The sequence below is a fragment of the Pseudomonas sp. 37 R 15 genome, assembly GCF_900004865.1.
GTDB lineage: Bacteria > Pseudomonadota > Gammaproteobacteria > Pseudomonadales > Pseudomonadaceae > Aquipseudomonas > Aquipseudomonas fluorescens_AM.
In genome coordinates this window covers 428102-445470 of sequence record NZ_CVTV01000049.1, presented here as the reverse complement: position 1 = coordinate 445470, position 17369 = coordinate 428102, and the positions used below count along the sequence as shown (strand labels likewise).

The window sequence follows — 17369 nt, the reverse complement described above, 5'->3', positions numbered from 1 at the left end:
ACTAGTTCACCCGGGACAAGTGAGGTTTTTCGGCCTGTTCAAGCAGCACAGCCTCTGCCCGTGAGCGCAGTTCGCTGCACCGAGCCTCAGCCGAACGCAGCCGGTCAACAAACTCTGGCAGCTTGTCCAGGTCTTCACGATCGATACGGCCATCAGCCAGGATCTCGCTGCCCAAAGCAACGGTATTGCCTAACCGGGAGACCAGTTGGCCGAACACTCCAAGCGGACTACCTTGGCCGTCCAGCTCACGCGCACCAGTTAGGCCGTGACGGCTGGCCAACTCATTGACACAGCAGTCTCTGAATTCGCCTTCCAGCGCTTCTACCCATGACTCCTCGACCCAACTCGGTAGATCTACCTCGCCACTGAGCCAGCGGCCTACGCGGCGCAGCCAGGCACCGGAAGCTCTCAGAAAAGACGTGGTGTCGTTTCCAAGGACAAGGACCGCGAAGTCAGGCACGTCTTTGCTGACAGCCTTGCCGGGAATCTGTCGATGCAGGTTCGCACTTAACACCTGGGCAAAATCGTCTTGACTGAATCCAGTGCGGGCGATCATTTCGGCAGCGTGGGCTACCAGTACCTGGTCTCGGGAAATGGACAATTGTCTGGAACTGGACGTAGTCACTTTGTTCTGCAGCCCATAGCCTTCACCCCGCGCTCCACTACTCCGCCCCCGGCCCTCTCCAAGGAGGCAGACCTCAGCGCTTTGTGGGTGGGAAACGGACGTAACTCATGCGCCAAGTAAGTCCCATCGGCCTTTATGGATACGATGATTTGGCGACCAGATCTGATCGCTTTATGAACTGCTGCGGGGCTGATGCCGAATGCCTCGGCGGCTGCAGCCTGACCAATTTTCGCAACCAATTCAGTCAATTGGATCTGATTCATAACAAGGATCTCTGGCTAGACCCAACAATATTAACCGCAGGTAACCATCATAACAATACCGCAGGTAAATTAATTATGTTAACCAACGGTTTATAGTCTCCCCATGACCAAAAAGAAGCCTCTCCCTCCCGAACTGTTTGCTGAATGCGAAGCTGCTCAGAAGCTTTTCCTCTCTAAGAAAAATGCTCTCAAGCTAAATCAGAGGAAAATTGCCGATGAGGTCGGTATTACTCCAGCCGCAGTGGCTCACTATCTGAATGGAACGAATGCACTAAATGCCAAGTTCGCTTCCGCTCTCGCACGGCTGATAGATGAGCCGGTAGATAGCTTCAGTCCACGGCTTGCCTCTGAGATAGCGGCAATGACAGCTACCGCAGACCATGCAAACGTTCGCCCAATGCTCCAGCCCTATAGAGAGGCAAGGGAATACCCTTTGATAACTTGGGTAGCTGCTGGGGCTGCCGTCGAGTCATCTGTTTGTTATCCCTCGGGCATCGCCGACGAGTGGTTGTCGTCTACTGAAAATGCTGGACCACGCGGCTATTGGCTCAGGGTCAAGGGAAAATCAATGACTTCGGACAATCCGCCAACTTTTCCTGAAGGCACCCCGATACTGATACAACCTGAAGGGTTTGACCTGATCAACGGAAAGTTCTATATCGCCCGCAACAACTCAACGGGCGAAACCACTTTCAAGAAGTACGATCAGGATGCTGGAATCGGCTACTTGGTTCCGCTCAACCCCGATTATCAGACGATCTGTCTGGACGGTGCCTGGGAAATAATTGGCCGAGCAATCGACGCCAAAATTACTGGCATGTAGAAAAAAAGAAGGTGAAAAATGCTCAGACCTGTGCCAGCAAACCCTGATTTAGCTCACGTGATCGACTTTTGTAACCATGTGGCTGAGAAGCAAGCTCCCATCTTGATTGCGCACAAGCCTGTGTTCGGAAAGCCAATGCAAGAATGCTTCAATATTGTTCCAGAGCACGTCGTCGCGCATGGCGGAAAACAACTGATAGGCTGGGCTATCTGGGACGTCGCAGACGTTTACATTGAAGCCGAGTTCCACGCTGTCTGGCAGGATGTGCAAGGGAATATTGTCGACCTGACACCCCGTCCTATTCCGGAGCAAACAACGCTCTTCCTTCCAGACCCTCGCCGTGAATACTGCGGCCGTCAAGTCGACAACATCCGTCGTTCGTTGGTGGACGACATTGATGTAACGCGCTACCTGCACCTCGCCAGCAGGTCTTTTCAAATACTCAACAAGGGCGACTTGGCCTATCAGCATGGCGAGATCACCCTCCCGCCCAGGGACATGAGGGATTATAGGAACATAACAAAGCAAATGATGCAGCTTCAGCACCGAATTTGCCGACGCTATGAATGAGCTAGCACCCACATTACGAGTCTTATAGATTATTGTTTTCATGACAAGGTTTTTGCAGTAGATAACTTCACAGACGCATTGCCAGCAGAGAAGCTTTTAGGTTTACTCAAATCTAGACCTGGTGGCGATCTGTGAACGACTATATGTCCCTGTCCTATTTTGAAGTTTTTAATCACTGTAATACAAACGTTCCATGCTTCACGAGCTACAGTGTCGCCAGACTCAACAATATTTCCCTGATCATCAATGATCGCAAGTCGGGCTGGACGGCCATCGGCGGTGGTGAGTTGATAACCACTGGTGACATTTGCACTGATGCAGCCATTTTCCAGGGTGCCAGTTGTTGGAATACCAATCATGGGTGTGCCCCTTGCTCTGGCGTATTGTTACTGTATTTATGAATAATAAGCGCGATCATGTTTGCGTGCAGAAACCGATCATGTTGAGCGCGTTCAATTGCGCCCCAGTTTGCAGACAAGATGGCTGTATCGATATTGGCGTTGGCGCCTCTCCAACCAGCAACTCCTTTTTCAAGCAAACGCTTGTCCAGCGCTGAAATAGCAATGGTCATACCTTCGTTATCCTTGAGCATTCTTCAACCCCTTCTACGGTAAGTAGCAACAAACTCCTGAATACAAGCAGACAGAAGCTCGTAGGCTTGAAGTCGGTCATTTGGAAGCCGAAGCGGCAAGGTGATGCCAACACTATCTAACTCAAAATGGAAAACCGTACATGCTGATTTACTGACACTTGGTCGAAGCATTAGCCACAAGCTTTCAATGCCCTCGACAGGTAACTCATAGTTACCTTGCTGTAGCCGCAGCGCCTCCCTTAGAGTCAACTCCAGATCGCTCACCGGCAGGTGTCCATCAGTTTCAGATACCGCACTGATGGTCACGCCACTCAGCAGATCCTCAAGAAACCTAAGAGCCCGGTCTCCTGTGTCCTTATGCTTGGCAAGTGTAATGCTGTTAATACTGTCGCCCAGTTCAACGCGCATCGATACGGCGCGCTCGCACTGCTCAATAGCTACAGTAGCCATCGCACAGCTCACGCCGTTGTCATCGTAGAGGTGATGAAGGAACACGCCGCTTTGGGTGACCTGGTGGGAAAGCCTCTGCCGGGAAGCGGATGGTAAATACAGGGCATGCATGCGGTGAACCTCCGATACAAATAGAACAGCGTCATGCGCTGGAATGACATCGGACATAGATTAACCGCAGGTAACCAAAAAAATCAACACCGCCGGTATATTAAATTAACCTCTGGTAAATTCTTGATCAGCTAGGATGCTGGTTGGTCCAACTCAACTGAACGACCCCGTCCTCTAACGGGATCACACGCACGCTGTCCTCTATGCCCAACTGCTCCAGCAGACAGTCCCAATCGGCTTCCAACTCTCCTGACTGCCGCGTGATCACTGTCCTACGTCGACATTGAGCTGCTGGGCTGTTCACCTGGCGGTAAATGCGATGGCTGAGTAGCTCATAGGGTGAACGGGGCTTCTGCGGGATGCAGGCGCTATGCAACATAAATGCTCCTTGCCACTACTGTATATATAAACAGTATATGGTAGCCACTTGCTGCCCTACAAGATTATCCCCAATCCTCACTCGCTACCCACTCGCCCGTGCGACGATTGATTTGAATCAAACGGTGCTGACCAGTACGCGAGAGCAACTGTACGTCGATTGCTTGCCCCTTGCGGTCCTGAGCACTCATTCCTCTCATGTAAACCACTATCCGCTCAAATGTATCCATGATCAGTTGCCGGACCTTCTCCCGCGCTTCGTAGTCGTCGGCAAATACTTGTGCTGCCAGCTCCTCCCACCGATCGGCTTGCGCTGGCTGGGCTACGCAAGACATTGCAGCTAACTCAAACTCAAGTCGCTTTACGTCTTGCTCTGCAACACCCTGCTGCCCTTCCAGCTCTCTGGCCTTACGAATGAACGAAATTGGGGACGCACCACTTTCGTCCGCCAGCAAGGCGTCCGTTATTTTCCCTAACTGTGTAGTGATCTTTTCCAATGTGGCGCGGGATACAAGCAACTTCTGACGGACACCTTTACCGTCGTCACCCACTTGCAAGAGACGCTGTAAATTGAGCTGGTCAGAACAGAAGCTCAACAAAGCACGCTCAATAGGTACGACACTGCAACTGCCACCGGCGGAACAACCGCCGTTCTTGCTGTAAGAAGTACACTGCAGACGGCGATTGCCATCTGCGATGCTCCCATCAGAACGCCGACGTTTCATGATGTTTTGCGCAACTAGTGCGGTGCCGCAGTAACCGCAGTACGCTAATCCGACACCGGTGATGATGCCCGGTATCTCGCCAGCCCCTCTGCGTCGCAACCTTTGGCCGGCCAGGTGCTGCAAATCACTCCACTCCTCGTCGGATAGAATCCGTGGGTAATACTCCTCCAGCTCGTAGTCCTCACCCTCAAGACTTAGGCGTTTCACGCCGCGTAGTGCAGGCAATTTGATCGTGCGGTATATCTGCAGCCCGGAAATTCCTCCTGCGGTTAACTGATAACCCTCTTCATGCATGACGGTCGCAGCGCGACCAGCGCCAAGCCCCTGCCGGTAAAGTTCAAGCGCTCGTTTTACTGCAGCGACACGCTCCGGGATTAATTCCCACCCGTCATTGGCCAGGCGCACCCACTGGGGATCTTTCCCGTTGCGAATCAACCCTCGGAATGAGCCAGACACCCAGCCTTCGCACTGACGACGGATTGCGGCTTTTACACGCTTGCTCTTTGTATCGGACTCTTCATGCGCCCTTATCATCACCAAGAGCGAATACACCAAGTCCATAGGCTGGGCCTTCAAACTTGCCCTGTTGTATTCACGACCATCGCTGGCGGTTACGACTGTAATACCTGCATTGATGATCTGCGCTAACTGAGCCTGGGCCTGTATAGGCTCCGCCCGACTTAAGCGGTCCAAACCTTCAACTACCAGGACTGACCCGCTGGCGATGCGGCCGTCCTCGATCGCACGAAGAAAAACCCCTAGCGCCCCTTGTTTGACATGACGCTGGTGATAGGCGGAGAGCCCCTCGTCTTTCAATGTCAACGTTGCATCCAGAGCCATACCTCGCTGTGCGGCCCAGGATGCGGCGTATGCAAGCTGACGATCCGCACTACTTCCTATTGCTTGGCGTGGATCAGAGAACCGTAAATAGCTGTAAACTTGGCCCGTATTGTTCAAAATGAGACACCAGCGCTTTTATCACGTCCAGAGACCCCCTCCAGCTTATCCAGCCCTTCAATAGTAAACACCCCAACCTCCTTATGCGAACAATACTCGTTAGCGACAATTGTTTTTGCGCATTATTTGATCAACGCTTAGAATCGCGCGCCACGAAATTCGACCAGGGCTAACCCTGCAGGCTGTGAGTATATGAGTAATAATCCACGTGTAGGGTTTGTATCGCTAGGGTGCCCGAAGGCTCTGGTCGACTCCGAGCGCATTCTCACGCAACTGCGCATGGAAGGTTATGACGTCGTGTCCACTTACCAGGACGCGGACGTGGTGGTGGTCAACACCTGTGGTTTCATCGACTCGGCCAAGGCAGAGTCCCTGGAAGTGATCGGCGAAGCCATCAAGGAAAACGGCAAGGTCATCGTGACCGGCTGCATGGGCGTGGAAGAAGGCAATATCCGCAACGTCCACCCAAGCGTGCTCGCCGTGACCGGCCCGCAGCAGTACGAGCAGGTGGTCAACGCCGTGCACGACGTGGTGCCACCGCGCCAGGACCACAACCCGCTGATTGACCTGGTGCCGCCGCAAGGCATCAAGCTGACGCCGCGCCACTACGCTTACCTGAAGATTTCCGAAGGCTGCAATCACAGCTGCAGCTTCTGCATCATCCCGTCGATGCGCGGCAAGCTGGTCAGCCGCCCGGTGGGCGATGTGCTGGACGAGGCCCAGCGCCTGGTCAAATCCGGCGTGAAAGAGCTGCTGGTGATCTCCCAGGACACCAGCGCCTACGGCGTCGACGTGAAATACCGCACCGGCTTCTGGAACGGCGCGCCGGTGAAAACCCGCATGACCGAACTCTGCGAAGCGCTCAGCAGCCTGGGCGTGTGGGTGCGCCTGCACTATGTTTACCCGTATCCGCACGTGGACGAGCTGATTCCATTGATGGCCGCCGGCAAGATCCTGCCGTACCTGGACATCCCGTTCCAGCATGCCAGCCCCAAAGTGCTCAAGGCCATGAAGCGCCCGGCCTTCGAAGACAAGACCCTGGCGCGCATCAAGAACTGGCGCGAAATCTGCCCCGATCTGATTATTCGTTCGACCTTCATTGTGGGCTTCCCCGGCGAAACCGAAGAAGACTTCCAGTACCTGCTGGACTGGCTGACCGAAGCCCAGCTGGACCGCGTCGGCTGCTTCCAGTACTCGCCGGTCGAAGGCGCTCCGGCCAACCTGCTGGACCTGGCCGTGGTGCCGGATGACGTCAAGCAGGACCGTTGGGAGCGTTTCATGGCGCACCAGCAGGCTATCAGCTCGGCGCGCCTGCAACTGCGCATCGGCAAGGAAATCGAAGTGCTGATCGACGAAGTCGACGAGCAAGGCGCGGTTGGCCGCTGCTTCTTCGATGCACCGGAAATCGACGGTAACGTGTTTATCGACGATGCCAGCGGTTTGAAGCCGGGTGACAAGGTCTGGTGCACCGTGACCGATGCCGACGAGTACGACCTGTGGGCGCAAAAGCGCGACTAAAGCTGTAAAGAATTGAAAAAGCCCTGCTTCCGGACAAGATGCGGGGCTTTTTTAGGTCTATCGTTTTGCCCATCAACACCTATTTCGACAAGAGACAGCGGGCATGCGTGAGCATTCGGTTATCCACACCCCCAACAATAGCGATTACCCCGAGCTGGCGAGAATCTGGGAGGCCTCGGTGCGCGCCACTCATGACTTTTTGCCGGAGAGTTACATCGTGTTGCTCAGAGACCTGGTGCTGACTCGCTATCTGGATGCAGTAATGCTCGTGTGTACCAAGGATTCGACCCAGCGCATTACCGGGTTTGCCGGCGTAGCGGCAGGTAAGGTGGAAATGCTGTTTATCGACCCCCTGCACCGTGGCCAGGGCCTGGGCCGGCAGTTGCTGCGCTATGCCATCGATTGCATGAATGCCGATGAGCTGGATGTGAATGAGCAGAATCCGCAGGCGCTGGGTTTTTACCTCAAGCAAGGCTTTGAGGTGATCGGACGCACAGAGCACGATGGCCTGGGCCAGCCCTATCCGTTACTGCATATGCGCCTGCGCCAGCAGCAAATACGCAGTGGCTGAAATGGGACCGGGATTAACCGGCGCCAGGCAGGTACAATAGCCGCCCCCTTTTGTTACGGCCCATGTCATGACTGACCCCATACGCCTCTCCAAACGCCTTATCGAACTGGTCGGTTGCTCCCGTCGGGAGGCTGAGCTGTTTATCGAAGGCGGCTGGGTCTCGGTGGACGGTGAAGTGATCGACGAACCGCAGTTCAAGGTCACCACCCAGAAGGTCGAGCTGGACCCCGAAGCCAAGGCCACCGTGCCAGAGCCGGTGACCATCCTGTTGCACGCGCCGGCGGGCATGGATGCCGAGACGGCCATGGCGTCGATCAGCGCCGAAACCTTGTCGGAAGAACACCGCTTCAGCAAGCGCCCGCTAAAAGGCCACTTCCTGCGCCTGACCGCCAGCGCCGACCTGCAAGCCAAGGCCAGCGGCCTGCTGGTGTTCACCCAGGACTGGAAGATCCTGCGCAAATTGACCGCGGATGCAGCCAAGATCGAGCAGGAATACGTGGTGGAAGTCGAAGGCGACATGGTCGCCCACGGCCTCAACCGCCTGAACCACGGCCTGACCTACAAAGGCAAGGAGCTGCCGGCCGTGAAAGCCAGCTGGCAGAACGAAAACCGCCTGCGTTTCGCGCTGAAAAACCCGCAGCCAGGCGTTATCGCGCTGTTCTGCGAAGCCGTTGGCTTGAAAGTCGTCGCCATCCGCCGCATCCGCATTGGTGGCGTGTCCATTGGCAAAGTGCCGGTGGGCCAATGGCGTTACCTGTCCGGCAAAGAGAAATTCTAAGCCGTTGCCTTTTTCCCGACACTGCCTGATTGGGCGGTGTCTACCCCGTTGAAAACCAGGATTGCCCACCATGATTCACAACGACGTACTGCGCAGCGTGCGCTACATGCTCGACATCAGCGATAACAAGATGGTCGAGATCATCAAGCTCGGCGGCATGGACGTGACCAAGGAAGACCTGCTCACCTACCTCAAGAAAGATGAGGAAGAAGGCTTTGTGTTCTGCCCGGATGAGGTGATGGCGCATTTCCTCGACGGCTTGGTGATTTTCAAGCGCGGCAAGGATGAAAGCCGTCCACCGCAGCCGATCGAAACCCCGGTGACCAACAACATTATCCTGAAAAAACTGCGCGTGGCCTTCGAACTGAAGGAAGACGACATGCACGCCATCCTCAAGGCCGCCGAGTTCCCGGTGTCCAAGCCCGAGCTGAGCGCGCTGTTCCGCAAGTTCGGTCACACCAACTACCGCACCTGTGGCGATCAGTTGTTGCGCAACTTCCTCAAGGGTCTGACGCTGCGCGTCAGAGCCTAACAACAGCCATAAGCCTCAAGCCGCAAGATAAGAGCTTGTGGCTTGCGGCTTGCCACTTGAGGCTCCAGTAATGGCCTATCAGGTCTCGCCCGTCGGCTTCGTACGCTCCTGCTTCAAGGAGAAGTTCGCCATCCCGCGCCAGCCGCAACTGGCGCCGGCCGCCCGCGGTGTGCTGGAACTGGTGGCGCCGTTCGACGGCGGCGAGGCGGTGCAGGGACTGGAGCAGGTCAGCCATGTGTGGCTGCTGTTTCTGTTTCATCAGGCCCTGGAGGACAAGCCACGCCTGAAAGTGCGACCGCCGCGCCTGGGTGGCAATACGTCCATGGGCGTGTTTGCGACCCGCGCCACCCATCGGCCTAACGGCATTGGTCAGTCAGTGGTGAAACTGGACAAGGTGGAACCGGGGCGGTTGTGGATTTCCGGGATTGACCTGCTCGATGGCACGCCGGTGCTGGATATCAAGCCGTATGTGCCGTACGCCGATATCATCGACACGGCCACCAACAGCATCGCCAGTGGCGCGCCGCCCCTGATTGGCGTGCAGTGGCTCAAGACCGCGCTGCAACAGGCGCAGGGCCATGCCCAGCGTCTGGGTGAACCGTTGGTGGAGCTGATTGATCAGTGCCTGGCACAGGATCCGCGACCGGCCTACCAGACGCCTGGGCCCGAGCGCGAATATGGCGCGCAGTTCTGGGATGTGGATGTGCGTTGGCACTATCCCGAACCGGGAATGATTTGTGTGCTGGAAGTACTGCCAGCTAACTGACTGGACCGGAAACTAAATGTGGGAGGGGGCTTGCCCCCGATTGCGATGGATCAGTCACAGATGAGTTGACTGACACACTGCTATCGGGAGCAAGCCCCCTCCCACATTTTTTGATCGCGTTTATTTTTCGACGAACGCACGCTCAATCAGGTAGTCACCCGGCTCACGCATACGTGGCGAAACCTTCAGGCCGAAGCTGTTCAACACTTCGCTGGTCTCGTCCAACATGCTTGGGCTGCCGCACAGCATGGCGCGGTCGTCCTCGGGGTTGATCGGTGGCAGGCCGATGTCGCTGAACAGCTTGCCGCTGCGCATCAGGTCGGTCAGGCGACCTTCGTTTTCGAACGGCTCGCGGGTCACGGTCGGGTAGTAGATCAACTTTTCACGCAAGGCCTCACCGAAGAATTCGTTCTGCGGCAGGTGCTCGGTGATGAATTCGCGGTAAGCGACTTCGTTGACGTAACGCACGCCGTGGCACAGGATGACTTTTTCGAAGCGCTCGTAGGTCTCCGGGTCCTGGATCACGCTCATGAATGGCGCGAGCCCCGTACCGGTGCTGAGCAGGTACAGGTGCTTACCCGGCTTCAAATCGTCAAGCACCAGGGTGCCTGTCGGTTTTTTGCTGATGATGATCTCGTCGCCTTCCTTCAAGTGCTGCAACTGGGACGTCAGCGGGCCATCCGGCACCTTGATGCTGAAGAACTCCAGATGCTCTTCCCAGTTCGGGCTGGCAATGGAGTAAGCGCGCATGAGCGGGCGGCCGTTGGGCTGTTGCAGGCCGATCATCACGAACTGACCGTTCTCGAAGCGCAGACCCGGATCACGGGTGCACTTGAAGCTGAACAGAGTGTCGTTCCAGTGATGAACACTGAGGACACGTTCGTGGTTCATGTTGCTCATGTACGGGGAACTCCTGGAAATGGGTCTGCGCCAAATGTGAAGTGCGCAATTGCACAGCATTCTAATGGCGGCGACAATATCTGTTAACTGGATTATTAAGATAAGGGTTATCGGTTATATCGATATGCGATTTACTCTCCGTCAACTGCAAGTCTTCGTCGCCGTCGCCCAGCAGGAAAGCGTCTCCCGCGCTGCTGGCCTGCTGGCCTTATCTCAATCCGCCGCCAGCACATCGATAACCGAGCTGGAGCGCCAATCCAGCTGCCAATTATTCGACCGCGCCGGTAAACGCCTGAGCCTCAACGCCCTCGGTCATCAACTGTTGCCGCAGGCGGTGGCGCTGCTGGACCAGGCCAAGGAGATCGAGGACCTGCTCAATGGCAAGTCCGGCTTCGGCTCACTGGCGGTGGGCGCCACCTTGACGATCGGCAATTACCTGGCGACCCTGTTGATCGGCAGCTTCATGCAGCAGCATCCAGAGAGCCAGGTGAAGCTGCATGTGCAAAACACTGCCCATATCGTGCATCAGGTGGCGCATTACGAAATTGACCTGGGTCTAATCGAAGGCGACTGCAGCCACCCGGACATCGAGGTGCAAACCTGGGTGGAGGATGAGCTGGTGGTGTTTTGCGCGCCCCAGCATCATTTGGCCAAACGTGGCGTGGCAAGCATGGATGAGCTGACCCATGAAGCGTGGATCCTGCGCGAACAAGGCTCGGGCACGCGCCTGACGTTTGATCAGGCCATGCGCCATCACCGCAGCGCATTGAATATCCGCCTGGAGCTGGAACACACCGAGGCGATCAAACGGGCAGTGGAATCAGGTCTGGGGATTGGTTGCATTTCGCGACTGGCACTGCGCGATGCGTTTCGTCGTGGCAGCCTGGTGCCGGTAGAGACCCCGGACCTGGACCTGGCCCGGCAGTTCTACTTCATCTGGCATAAACAGAAGTACCAGACGTCGGCGATGCGCGAGTTCCTGGAGCTGTGCCGCGCGTTTACCGCCGGGGTTCAGCGCAGTGACGAGATCGTGCTGCCGAGCATCGCCTGACCGTTAGATCAGAATTACCGCCCACACCAGCGTGATCATGGTCAAGGCCACGAATTGCGCGGCGCTGCCCATGTCCTTGGCGTTTTTCGACAAGGGGTGGCGGTCCAGGGAAATACGGTCGATGGCCGCCTCCACGGCTGAATTGAGCAATTCTACGATCAGGGCCAGCAGGCACACGGCAATCAGCAATGCGCGTTCGACGCGGCTGACCTGCAGGAAAAAACTCAACGGAATCAGGATGACGTTCAGCAGCACCAACTGACGGAACGCCGCCTCGCCGGTGAAGGCCGCGCGCAGGCCATCCAGGGAATAGCCCCCTGCGTTGAAGATACGTTTGATACCGGTTTGACCCTTGAAAGGCGACATAGATGTAGGCAACTGAACCAAAAGGAGTGGGGAAACTAGAGCACGCAAAGTCAAAAAAGCGTGAATCGGTGACAGCCTAATGCTGCGAAATTGACTCAAGTTGTTGCAGGAGTAACGCTGCCTGGGTCCGCGTACGTACGCCCAACTTGCGGAAAATCGCGGTGACATGGGCCTTGATCGTCGCTTCCGACACGCTCAGCTCGTAGGCAATCTGCTTGTTCAACAGGCCTTCACAGACCATGGTCAACACGCGGAACTGCTGAGGCGTCAAGCTGGCCAGGCCATCACGGGCTGCCTTGGCTTCGTCGGACACGTTGATTTCTTCAAATGCTTGCGGCGGCCAGGACACATCGCCGTCCAATACCGTGCGCACAGCCTTCTGGATATCTTCCATCGCGCTGGACTTGGGAATGAAGCCGCTGGCGCCGAATTCCTTGGAACGCACCACCACGTCGGCCTCTTCCTGAGCCGAGACCATCACCACGGGGATCTGCGGATATTGCCCGCGCAGCAACACCAGCCCCGAAAAACCATAGGCACCGGGCATGTTCAGGTCGAGCAGCACCAGGTCCCAGTCGGATTTTTCGGTCAAGCGGGCTTCCAACTCGGCAATGCTGGCGACTTCGACCAGTCGCACATCCGGGCCAAGGCCCAGCGTTACGGCCTGATGCAGCGCACTGCGAAACAGCGGGTGGTCATCGGCTATCAGGATTTCGTATGTGGCCATTGATTAAATGATCCTGTTTTTTACGGGAGCCCTGATGGGTTCAGGGTTCGCCAGTACACAAGGCAACGGCCAGGCAGCCATCGCCACGGGGCACGCTCAACGTCAAAAACACGCAAAACAACGCCGAAAAACCAAGGTAGCGCCCCAATCGGCGCCCAGCATGCCCAGCGCAGCCTGGGGGGTCAAGCACTACGCCCATGGGGATTTTAGCGGGTTGCGTGATTAAGGTGCCATCATGCAAGCGTCGACGGGTCATGGCGCCGGGATATAGGGCGCCAAACGTGTGTGGACAATGTCCGTCTCATCCAGGGGCAACTGAAACTTGGCGGCCAGATAGTGCGTGCTGAAGACATCGAGGTAGGCGTCCAGGACTTCGCTGGCCACCTGATCATCGGCCAACTCCAGGCACAGCGCGGCCACCTCGGCGGTGCAGAAATGATCATCACGTTTGGAACGGCGCAACTTGTAACGTGACAACTGCTCCGGCGCCAGGCTAAGCACAGGCAAATGCTCCAGGTACGGGCTCTTGCGAAACATCTTGCGGGCCTCGCTCCACGTGCCGTCCAGCAGGATGAACAGCGGGCGCTTGCCCTCCTGTGCATCCACCACGCTGACCACCCGTTCAGGCGTCACGAATTCGCCGGGAAACACGATGTACGGCTGCCACTGCGGATCGGCGAGCAAGGTAAGCAGATCCGGGTCGACCTCGGTGCGCGACCAGGCGAACGCGGTGGTGTCGTCGATAACATCGGCGATCAGCCAGCCGGTGTTGCTGGGCTTCATCGGTTCGACGTCGTGCATCAACAGGCACATCGCCGATTTGGCTTCAACCGTTGGTCGCCACGCGCACAGGCAGTACTCGGGAATCACTCGGCAGCCAGTGCACCGCTCGGCACGCGATCCCCGATTCAGGAAAGGCCTGACGGCTCGGGCCAGGCGCTGGGTGCGCAAGCGGGAGACAGCGTGGCTCATTGGATGCGCCACAGAGACGGGTCAATCGACACGGGATAACTCGAAAGCAATTGAAGTGGGCGCAGTTTACCAGCGATACGCCTGGCTGTAGTGGCCGGCGCTCACCTATAATTGCGCGCCACTGAACGCACAGCGCAGTGGCTGGTCTATGCACCAGTAACCGAATCAGGAGAGTTTGATGCTGCGTTCCATGCTGCGCCTCGTTGCCCCATCCGTCGCTATTGCGCTGGCCTTGCCCATGGGCGCCCACGCGGCCTCGCTGCTGGAGGCTCAAATGAACCGCAAGCTGCAAAGCGTCGCGACCGAAAGCAACAAGGACCTGCCCCGGGAAATCGATGAGAAAACCCTGGAAGTGGCCTATACCGTTGAAGGTATGCAACTGATCGATCATCTCAGCGTGCAGCCAGACCGCGCCGAACAGATGCGTGCCAACCCCAAGGCCGTGTATTTCCAATTGGGTCGCAGTGTCTGCACCAACCCAGGCTACCGCGAGCTGATGGCGAAGGGCGCGGTCATGCGCTACGAAATCACCGAGAACAAGACCAACCGTCCTGTCGCATCGGTCAAGTTCGCCGAAGCCGACTGCCCGGCTCCGTCCAAGAAGAAAAAGTAACCCTGCCTTGCACCTCGCGCGTTGCTGCCCGGTGACGCGCCACTCCCCCGCTCCAGCGCCCGCCTGCACCTGAACGCCGTGATCAATCACCAATAAGCGGTTGCCAGCCAAGGGTTTTTCAGCCCATGATCAGGTCATTCCATGCGCCCGCCAGAGCAGTCTTTCCCTGCTGTTCTGTAATACTTTCAGGGCAAAAGAGGCCTGCCCTCCTGCGGCAAGCAACGACACATGCAGTGTCGTGGCCCCTGACGACGCTCGTCGGCGACCCAGGCCCTGTGAAGAAGGAGAAAGTCGAATGCCTCATGAATCCAACACCCCCCTGCTCGATCTTTTTGAACAAAACGGTACCGACCTCACCCAGCAGGTTGATGCGCAACTCCAGCTGGTCGCGCCAAACAGCCCGAACATTCCCCTTTATCGCGACATGATTCTCACGGTCCTGCGCATGGCGCAGGACGACCGTGACCGCTGGAACGCCAAGATCACCCTGCGCGCGATCCGTGAGCTGGACCATGCCTTCCGCGTGCTCGAACAATTCAAGGGACGACGCAAGGTGACGGTGTTCGGTTCCGCACGCACGCCACTGGAAAGTCCCCTGTATGCATTGGCTCGAGAGGTCGGCGCAGCATTGGCACGTTCCGATCTGATGGTCATCACCGGCGGTGGCGGCGGCATCATGGCCGCGGCGCATGAAGGCGCGGGCCTGGAGCACAGCCTGGGGTTCAACATCACCCTGCCGTTTGAACAGCATGCCAACCCAACCATCGATGGCACCGACAACCTGCTGTCCTTCCACTTTTTCTTTACCCGCAAACTGTTCTTCGTCAAGGAAGCCGACGCACTGATTCTGTGCCCGGGTGGTTTTGGCACCCTGGACGAAGCCCTGGAAGTGCTGACCCTGATCCAGACCGGCAAAAGCCCGCTGGTACCGGTAGTGCTGCTGGATGCCCCAGGCGGCGGGTTCTGGCAAGGCGCCCTGGACTTTATCCGCAGCCAGTTGGAGGCTAACCGCTATATCCTGCCGACCGACCTCAAGCTCATACGCCTGGTCTACAGCGCAGAAGAAGCCGTGGACGAGATCAACCGGTTTTATGCCAATTTCCATTCAACGCGGTGGCTGAAGCGTGAATTTGTCGTGCGTATGAACCATCCGCTCAGTGATCAAGCCCTGGCCCATTTGCAGGATGAGTTTGCCAGCCTTCGACTGAGCGGAGAATTCCAGCAGCTTGCCTACACAGGCCAGGAGCATGACGAACCCAGGTTCAGTCATTTGACGCGGCTGGTCTTCAACTTCAATGGCCGAGACCAGGGGCGATTGCGCGAGTTGGTGGACTACATCAATTTACCGGAAAATTGGGTGCAGCCTCAGGGTGAGGTGCAACAGCGAGGAGTGCCTCAGCCCGCGTGATTTTTTGCAGGCGAAAAAAAAGGCCCACTATTTTCATAGTGGGCCTTTTGTTTTGCGATCAATGTGGCGTTCAGTCGTCCATGTCCCGGCCGCTTAACAAGCGACTGATCATGTCCATCGAAAACCCGCGATAGCTCAGGAAACGACCTTGCTTCGCACGTTCCCTGGCATCAATCGGCAGATGCCCAGCAAACTTGCGCCGCCAGGTCTCTTCCAACTGCGACTGCCAACTGATACCGCATTCGCGCAAAGCGAGGTCGATATCGGCACGTTGCAGGCCACGCTGGCTCAATTCTTCGCGAATCCGCGCGGGACCATAACCGGACCGAGCGCGGTAGGATACAAAGCTTTCCAGGTATCGGGATTCCGACAACAGCCCCTCTTCCGTCAACCGGTCGAGGGCCGTTTCGATCATTTCAGGCTCTGCGCCGCGCTGACGCAATTTGCGCGTCAGTTCGACTCGACCATGCTCGCGGCGCGCGAGCAGGTCCATCGCAGTACGCCGAACGGCGACGAGTGTATCCAGTACCACAGTCATCGTTTGTTTCAGATGTCAGTGTCGGCTTCTTCCATCTCGTCAACCGGCTCGCGGTTGGCGGCGGCCTTGACGTCTGGTGCCGGGGTCAGCAGCTTGTCGCGAATCTGCTTCTCAAGCGTGGCAGCGATATCCGGGTTGTCCGCCAGGAATTTGGCCGAGTTGGCCTTGCCCTGACCGATTTTGCTGCCGTTGTAGGCATACCAGGCACCGGACTTCTCGACAAAACCGTGCAGTACGCCCAAGTCGATCATCTCGCCGTTCAGGTAGATGCCTTTGCCATAAAGAATCTGGAACTCTGCCTGACGGAAAGGCGGGGCCACCTTGTTCTTCACGACTTTAACGCGGGTTTCGCTACCGACAACCTCGTCACCTTCCTTCACCGCGCCGGTACGACGGATATCCAGACGGACCGAAGCGTAGAACTTCAGCGCGTTACCACCGGTGGTGGTTTCCGGGCTACCGAACATCACACCGATTTTCATACGGATCTGGTTGATGAAGATCACCAGGCAGTTGGCGTTCTTGATGTTGCCGGTGATTTTACGCAGCGCCTGGGACATCAGGCGGGCTTGCAGGCCCACGTGCATGTCGCCCATTTCGCCTTCGATTTCTGCCTTCGGTACCAGCGCCGCCACGGAGTCGACCACGATCACGTCGATGGCGTTGGAACGCACCAGCATGTCGGTGATTTCGAGGGCTTGCTCACCGGTGTCCGGCTGCGAAACCAGCAGGTCGTCAACGTTGACACCCAGTTTGCCGGCGTATTCAGGATCCAGGGCGTGCTCGGCGTCGACGAACGCGCACGTGGCGCCCATTTTCTGAGCCTGGGCAATCACCGACAGGGTCAGGGTGGTTTTACCGGAAGATTCAGGACCGTAGATCTCAACGATACGGCCTTTTGGCAGGCCGCCAATGCCGAGCGCGATATCCAGACCCAGAGAGCCAGTGGAAATAGCCGGGATCGCCTGACGGTCGTGATCGCCCATACGCATTACGGCACCCTTGCCGAATTGACGTTCGATCTGACCCAGGGCCGCAGCCAAGGCTTTCTTCTTGTTGTCGTCCATTAAAGTCCTCACGTAATCAATAAGGCCTGACGGCCAACACCTGTATAAGTAGACAGTATTGTTCCACA

At 56.9% G+C, this 17369-nt stretch carries 23 protein-coding genes; 10 read left to right on the top strand and 13 right to left on the bottom strand.

All coding sequences use genetic code 11. The features are described 5' to 3' along the window. Position 1: 1 nt before the first annotated feature. Both BFQ04_RS17380 and BFQ04_RS17375 read right to left on the bottom strand, forming a co-directional pair. Positions 2 to 556 carry a hypothetical protein gene (locus tag BFQ04_RS17380; protein ID WP_371914516.1) on the bottom strand — a complete coding sequence of 185 codons (555 nt, stop codon included), beginning with the start codon at positions 554 to 556 and terminating at the stop codon, positions 2 to 4. 65 nt (positions 557 to 621) lie between these two features. Further along, positions 622 to 888, bottom strand: coding sequence for a Cro/CI family transcriptional regulator (locus tag BFQ04_RS17375; RefSeq protein WP_083218002.1), 267 nt, complete (start codon positions 886 to 888; stop codon positions 622 to 624). Positions 889 to 991: 103 nt separating this feature from the next. On the opposite strand from BFQ04_RS17375, the gene BFQ04_RS17370 reads away from it, so the two are divergent. Further along, positions 992 to 1711 (top strand): LexA family protein, encoded by a 720-nt coding sequence (locus tag BFQ04_RS17370; protein WP_065951865.1) that lies wholly within the window; start codon positions 992 to 994, stop codon positions 1709 to 1711. Positions 1712 to 1729: 18 nt separating this feature from the next. After that, entirely contained in the window at positions 1730 to 2281 is a 552-nt protein-coding gene (locus BFQ04_RS17365) for a hypothetical protein (protein WP_065951864.1), read from the top strand. A 38-nt stretch (positions 2282 to 2319) separates the two neighbouring features. Here the strand turns inward: BFQ04_RS17365 and BFQ04_RS28685 are convergent, their stop codons facing one another. The 5 genes from BFQ04_RS28685 to BFQ04_RS17345 all read right to left on the bottom strand — a co-directional run bounded on the left by BFQ04_RS28685 (position 2320) and on the right by BFQ04_RS17345 (position 5497). Further along, positions 2320 to 2640 (bottom strand): hypothetical protein, encoded by a 321-nt coding sequence (locus BFQ04_RS28685; RefSeq protein WP_083218001.1) that lies wholly within the window; start codon positions 2638 to 2640, stop codon positions 2320 to 2322. Continuing rightward, the gene (locus BFQ04_RS17360; RefSeq protein WP_256544586.1) at positions 2637 to 2873 is read right to left on the bottom strand and encodes a hypothetical protein; all 237 of its coding nucleotides are present in this window, start codon (positions 2871 to 2873) and stop codon (positions 2637 to 2639) included. The genes BFQ04_RS28685 and BFQ04_RS17360 overlap by 4 nt, the downstream gene beginning before the upstream one ends. Before the next feature lie 3 nt (positions 2874 to 2876). After that, on the bottom strand, positions 2877 to 3491 hold the full coding sequence (locus BFQ04_RS17355) for a hypothetical protein (protein WP_139111940.1): 615 nt from the start codon (positions 3489 to 3491) through the stop codon (positions 2877 to 2879). Between the two features lie 70 nt (positions 3492 to 3561). Then, positions 3562 to 3813: a DUF1654 domain-containing protein gene (locus BFQ04_RS30475; protein ID WP_065951862.1), complete on the bottom strand. Its 252-nt coding sequence runs from the start codon at positions 3811 to 3813 to the stop codon at positions 3562 to 3564. Between the two features lie 64 nt (positions 3814 to 3877). Beyond that, complete coding sequence (locus tag BFQ04_RS17345; protein ID WP_065951861.1) at positions 3878 to 5497, bottom strand: recombinase family protein; 1620 nt, start codon at positions 5495 to 5497, stop codon at positions 3878 to 3880. A 189-nt stretch (positions 5498 to 5686) separates the two neighbouring features. Between BFQ04_RS17345 and rimO the strand changes: the two genes are divergently transcribed. The 5 genes from rimO (at position 5687) to tsaA (ending at position 9659) form a co-directional block, all read left to right on the top strand. Next, entirely contained in the window at positions 5687 to 7012 is a 1326-nt protein-coding gene (rimO, locus tag BFQ04_RS17340; protein WP_065951860.1) for a 30S ribosomal protein S12 methylthiotransferase RimO, read from the top strand. A 103-nt stretch (positions 7013 to 7115) separates the two neighbouring features. Beyond that, the gene (locus BFQ04_RS17335; protein WP_065951859.1) at positions 7116 to 7583 is read left to right on the top strand and encodes a GNAT family N-acetyltransferase; all 468 of its coding nucleotides are present in this window, start codon (positions 7116 to 7118) and stop codon (positions 7581 to 7583) included. A 67-nt stretch (positions 7584 to 7650) separates the two neighbouring features. Then, positions 7651 to 8361: an rRNA pseudouridine synthase gene (locus tag BFQ04_RS17330; protein ID WP_065951858.1), complete on the top strand. Its 711-nt coding sequence runs from the start codon at positions 7651 to 7653 to the stop codon at positions 8359 to 8361. Between the two features lie 70 nt (positions 8362 to 8431). Next, a complete protein-coding gene (locus BFQ04_RS17325; protein ID WP_005785469.1) occupies positions 8432 to 8893 on the top strand; it encodes a DUF1456 family protein in 462 nt (153 codons plus the stop codon). 70 nt (positions 8894 to 8963) lie between these two features. After that, on the top strand, positions 8964 to 9659 hold the full coding sequence (gene tsaA, locus BFQ04_RS17320; RefSeq protein WP_065951857.1) for a tRNA (N6-threonylcarbamoyladenosine(37)-N6)-methyltransferase TrmO: 696 nt from the start codon (positions 8964 to 8966) through the stop codon (positions 9657 to 9659). A 120-nt stretch (positions 9660 to 9779) separates the two neighbouring features. Here the strand turns inward: tsaA and fpr are convergent, their stop codons facing one another. Next, positions 9780 to 10559, bottom strand: a complete 780-nt coding sequence (gene fpr / locus BFQ04_RS17315) for a ferredoxin-NADP reductase (RefSeq protein ID WP_003172178.1) — start codon at positions 10557 to 10559, stop codon at positions 9780 to 9782. A 124-nt stretch (positions 10560 to 10683) separates the two neighbouring features. Here fpr and BFQ04_RS17310 point away from each other — a divergent pair, with 124 nt between their 5' ends. Further along, on the top strand, positions 10684 to 11610 hold the full coding sequence (locus tag BFQ04_RS17310) for a LysR family transcriptional regulator (RefSeq protein ID WP_010212678.1): 927 nt from the start codon (positions 10684 to 10686) through the stop codon (positions 11608 to 11610). Between the two features lie 3 nt (positions 11611 to 11613). On the opposite strand, the gene BFQ04_RS17305 is transcribed toward BFQ04_RS17310, so the two are convergent. The 3 genes from BFQ04_RS17305 to BFQ04_RS17290 all read right to left on the bottom strand — a co-directional run bounded on the left by BFQ04_RS17305 (position 11614) and on the right by BFQ04_RS17290 (position 13675). Then, positions 11614 to 11976, bottom strand: a complete 363-nt coding sequence (locus tag BFQ04_RS17305) for a diacylglycerol kinase (RefSeq protein WP_003189051.1) — start codon at positions 11974 to 11976, stop codon at positions 11614 to 11616. Positions 11977 to 12052: 76 nt separating this feature from the next. Further along, positions 12053 to 12703, bottom strand: a complete 651-nt coding sequence (erdR, locus tag BFQ04_RS17300; RefSeq protein ID WP_003189050.1) for a response regulator transcription factor ErdR — start codon at positions 12701 to 12703, stop codon at positions 12053 to 12055. A gap of 252 nt (positions 12704 to 12955) precedes the next feature. Next, on the bottom strand, positions 12956 to 13675 hold the full coding sequence (locus BFQ04_RS17290) for a tRNA-uridine aminocarboxypropyltransferase (RefSeq protein WP_065951855.1): 720 nt from the start codon (positions 13673 to 13675) through the stop codon (positions 12956 to 12958). 178 nt (positions 13676 to 13853) lie between these two features. Here BFQ04_RS17290 and BFQ04_RS17285 point away from each other — a divergent pair, with 178 nt between their 5' ends. Further along, positions 13854 to 14288, top strand: coding sequence for a PA3611 family quorum-sensing-regulated virulence factor (locus BFQ04_RS17285; protein ID WP_065886032.1), 435 nt, complete (start codon positions 13854 to 13856; stop codon positions 14286 to 14288). A gap of 295 nt (positions 14289 to 14583) precedes the next feature. Then, positions 14584 to 15696 carry an LOG family protein gene (locus BFQ04_RS17280; protein WP_065951854.1) on the top strand — a complete coding sequence of 371 codons (1113 nt, stop codon included), beginning with the start codon at positions 14584 to 14586 and terminating at the stop codon, positions 15694 to 15696. A gap of 70 nt (positions 15697 to 15766) precedes the next feature. Here BFQ04_RS17280 and recX read toward each other — a convergent pair whose 3' ends face one another. Together recX and recA are read right to left on the bottom strand one after the other, a co-directional pair. Next, positions 15767 to 16234, bottom strand: a complete 468-nt coding sequence (gene recX, locus BFQ04_RS17275) for a recombination regulator RecX (RefSeq protein WP_065886030.1) — start codon at positions 16232 to 16234, stop codon at positions 15767 to 15769. Positions 16235 to 16242: 8 nt separating this feature from the next. Next, positions 16243 to 17301 (bottom strand): recombinase RecA, encoded by a 1059-nt coding sequence (gene recA / locus BFQ04_RS17270; RefSeq protein ID WP_005785454.1) that lies wholly within the window; start codon positions 17299 to 17301, stop codon positions 16243 to 16245. Between the last annotated feature and the right edge of the window lie 68 nt (positions 17302 to 17369).

Excerpts from the sequence above, each read along its gene's own strand:
- BFQ04_RS17310 (WP_010212678.1), top strand. The coding sequence starts at position 10,684 with ATGCGATTTACTCTCCGTCAACTGCAAGTCTTCGTCGCCGTCGCCCAG.
- BFQ04_RS17355 (WP_139111940.1), bottom strand. The coding sequence starts at position 3,491 with ATGTCCGATGTCATTCCAGCGCATGACGCTGTTCTATTTGTATCGGAG.
- BFQ04_RS17380 (WP_371914516.1), bottom strand. The coding sequence starts at position 556 with ATGATCGCCCGCACTGGATTCAGTCAAGACGATTTTGCCCAGGTGTTA.
- BFQ04_RS17335 (WP_065951859.1), top strand. The coding sequence starts at position 7,116 with ATGCGTGAGCATTCGGTTATCCACACCCCCAACAATAGCGATTACCCC.
- BFQ04_RS17285 (WP_065886032.1), top strand. The coding sequence starts at position 13,854 with ATGCTGCGTTCCATGCTGCGCCTCGTTGCCCCATCCGTCGCTATTGCG.
- BFQ04_RS30475 (WP_065951862.1), bottom strand. The coding sequence starts at position 3,813 with ATGTTGCATAGCGCCTGCATCCCGCAGAAGCCCCGTTCACCCTATGAG.
- BFQ04_RS17325 (WP_005785469.1), top strand. The coding sequence starts at position 8,432 with ATGATTCACAACGACGTACTGCGCAGCGTGCGCTACATGCTCGACATC.
- recA (WP_005785454.1), bottom strand. The coding sequence starts at position 17,301 with ATGGACGACAACAAGAAGAAAGCCTTGGCTGCGGCCCTGGGTCAGATC.
- BFQ04_RS17370 (WP_065951865.1), top strand. The coding sequence starts at position 992 with ATGACCAAAAAGAAGCCTCTCCCTCCCGAACTGTTTGCTGAATGCGAA.
- BFQ04_RS17330 (WP_065951858.1), top strand. The coding sequence starts at position 7,651 with ATGACTGACCCCATACGCCTCTCCAAACGCCTTATCGAACTGGTCGGT.
- BFQ04_RS17365 (WP_065951864.1), top strand. The coding sequence starts at position 1,730 with ATGCTCAGACCTGTGCCAGCAAACCCTGATTTAGCTCACGTGATCGAC.
- BFQ04_RS17305 (WP_003189051.1), bottom strand. The coding sequence starts at position 11,976 with ATGTCGCCTTTCAAGGGTCAAACCGGTATCAAACGTATCTTCAACGCA.
- BFQ04_RS17375 (WP_083218002.1), bottom strand. The coding sequence starts at position 888 with ATGAATCAGATCCAATTGACTGAATTGGTTGCGAAAATTGGTCAGGCT.
- BFQ04_RS17290 (WP_065951855.1), bottom strand. The coding sequence starts at position 13,675 with ATGAGCCACGCTGTCTCCCGCTTGCGCACCCAGCGCCTGGCCCGAGCC.
- recX (WP_065886030.1), bottom strand. The coding sequence starts at position 16,234 with ATGACTGTGGTACTGGATACACTCGTCGCCGTTCGGCGTACTGCGATG.
- fpr (WP_003172178.1), bottom strand. The coding sequence starts at position 10,559 with ATGAGCAACATGAACCACGAACGTGTCCTCAGTGTTCATCACTGGAAC.
- BFQ04_RS17280 (WP_065951854.1), top strand. The coding sequence starts at position 14,584 with ATGCCTCATGAATCCAACACCCCCCTGCTCGATCTTTTTGAACAAAAC.
- BFQ04_RS28685 (WP_083218001.1), bottom strand. The coding sequence starts at position 2,640 with ATGATTGGTATTCCAACAACTGGCACCCTGGAAAATGGCTGCATCAGT.
- erdR (WP_003189050.1), bottom strand. The coding sequence starts at position 12,703 with ATGGCCACATACGAAATCCTGATAGCCGATGACCACCCGCTGTTTCGC.
- tsaA (WP_065951857.1), top strand. The coding sequence starts at position 8,964 with ATGGCCTATCAGGTCTCGCCCGTCGGCTTCGTACGCTCCTGCTTCAAG.
- rimO (WP_065951860.1), top strand. The coding sequence starts at position 5,687 with ATGAGTAATAATCCACGTGTAGGGTTTGTATCGCTAGGGTGCCCGAAG.
- BFQ04_RS17360 (WP_256544586.1), bottom strand. The coding sequence starts at position 2,873 with ATGCTCAAGGATAACGAAGGTATGACCATTGCTATTTCAGCGCTGGAC.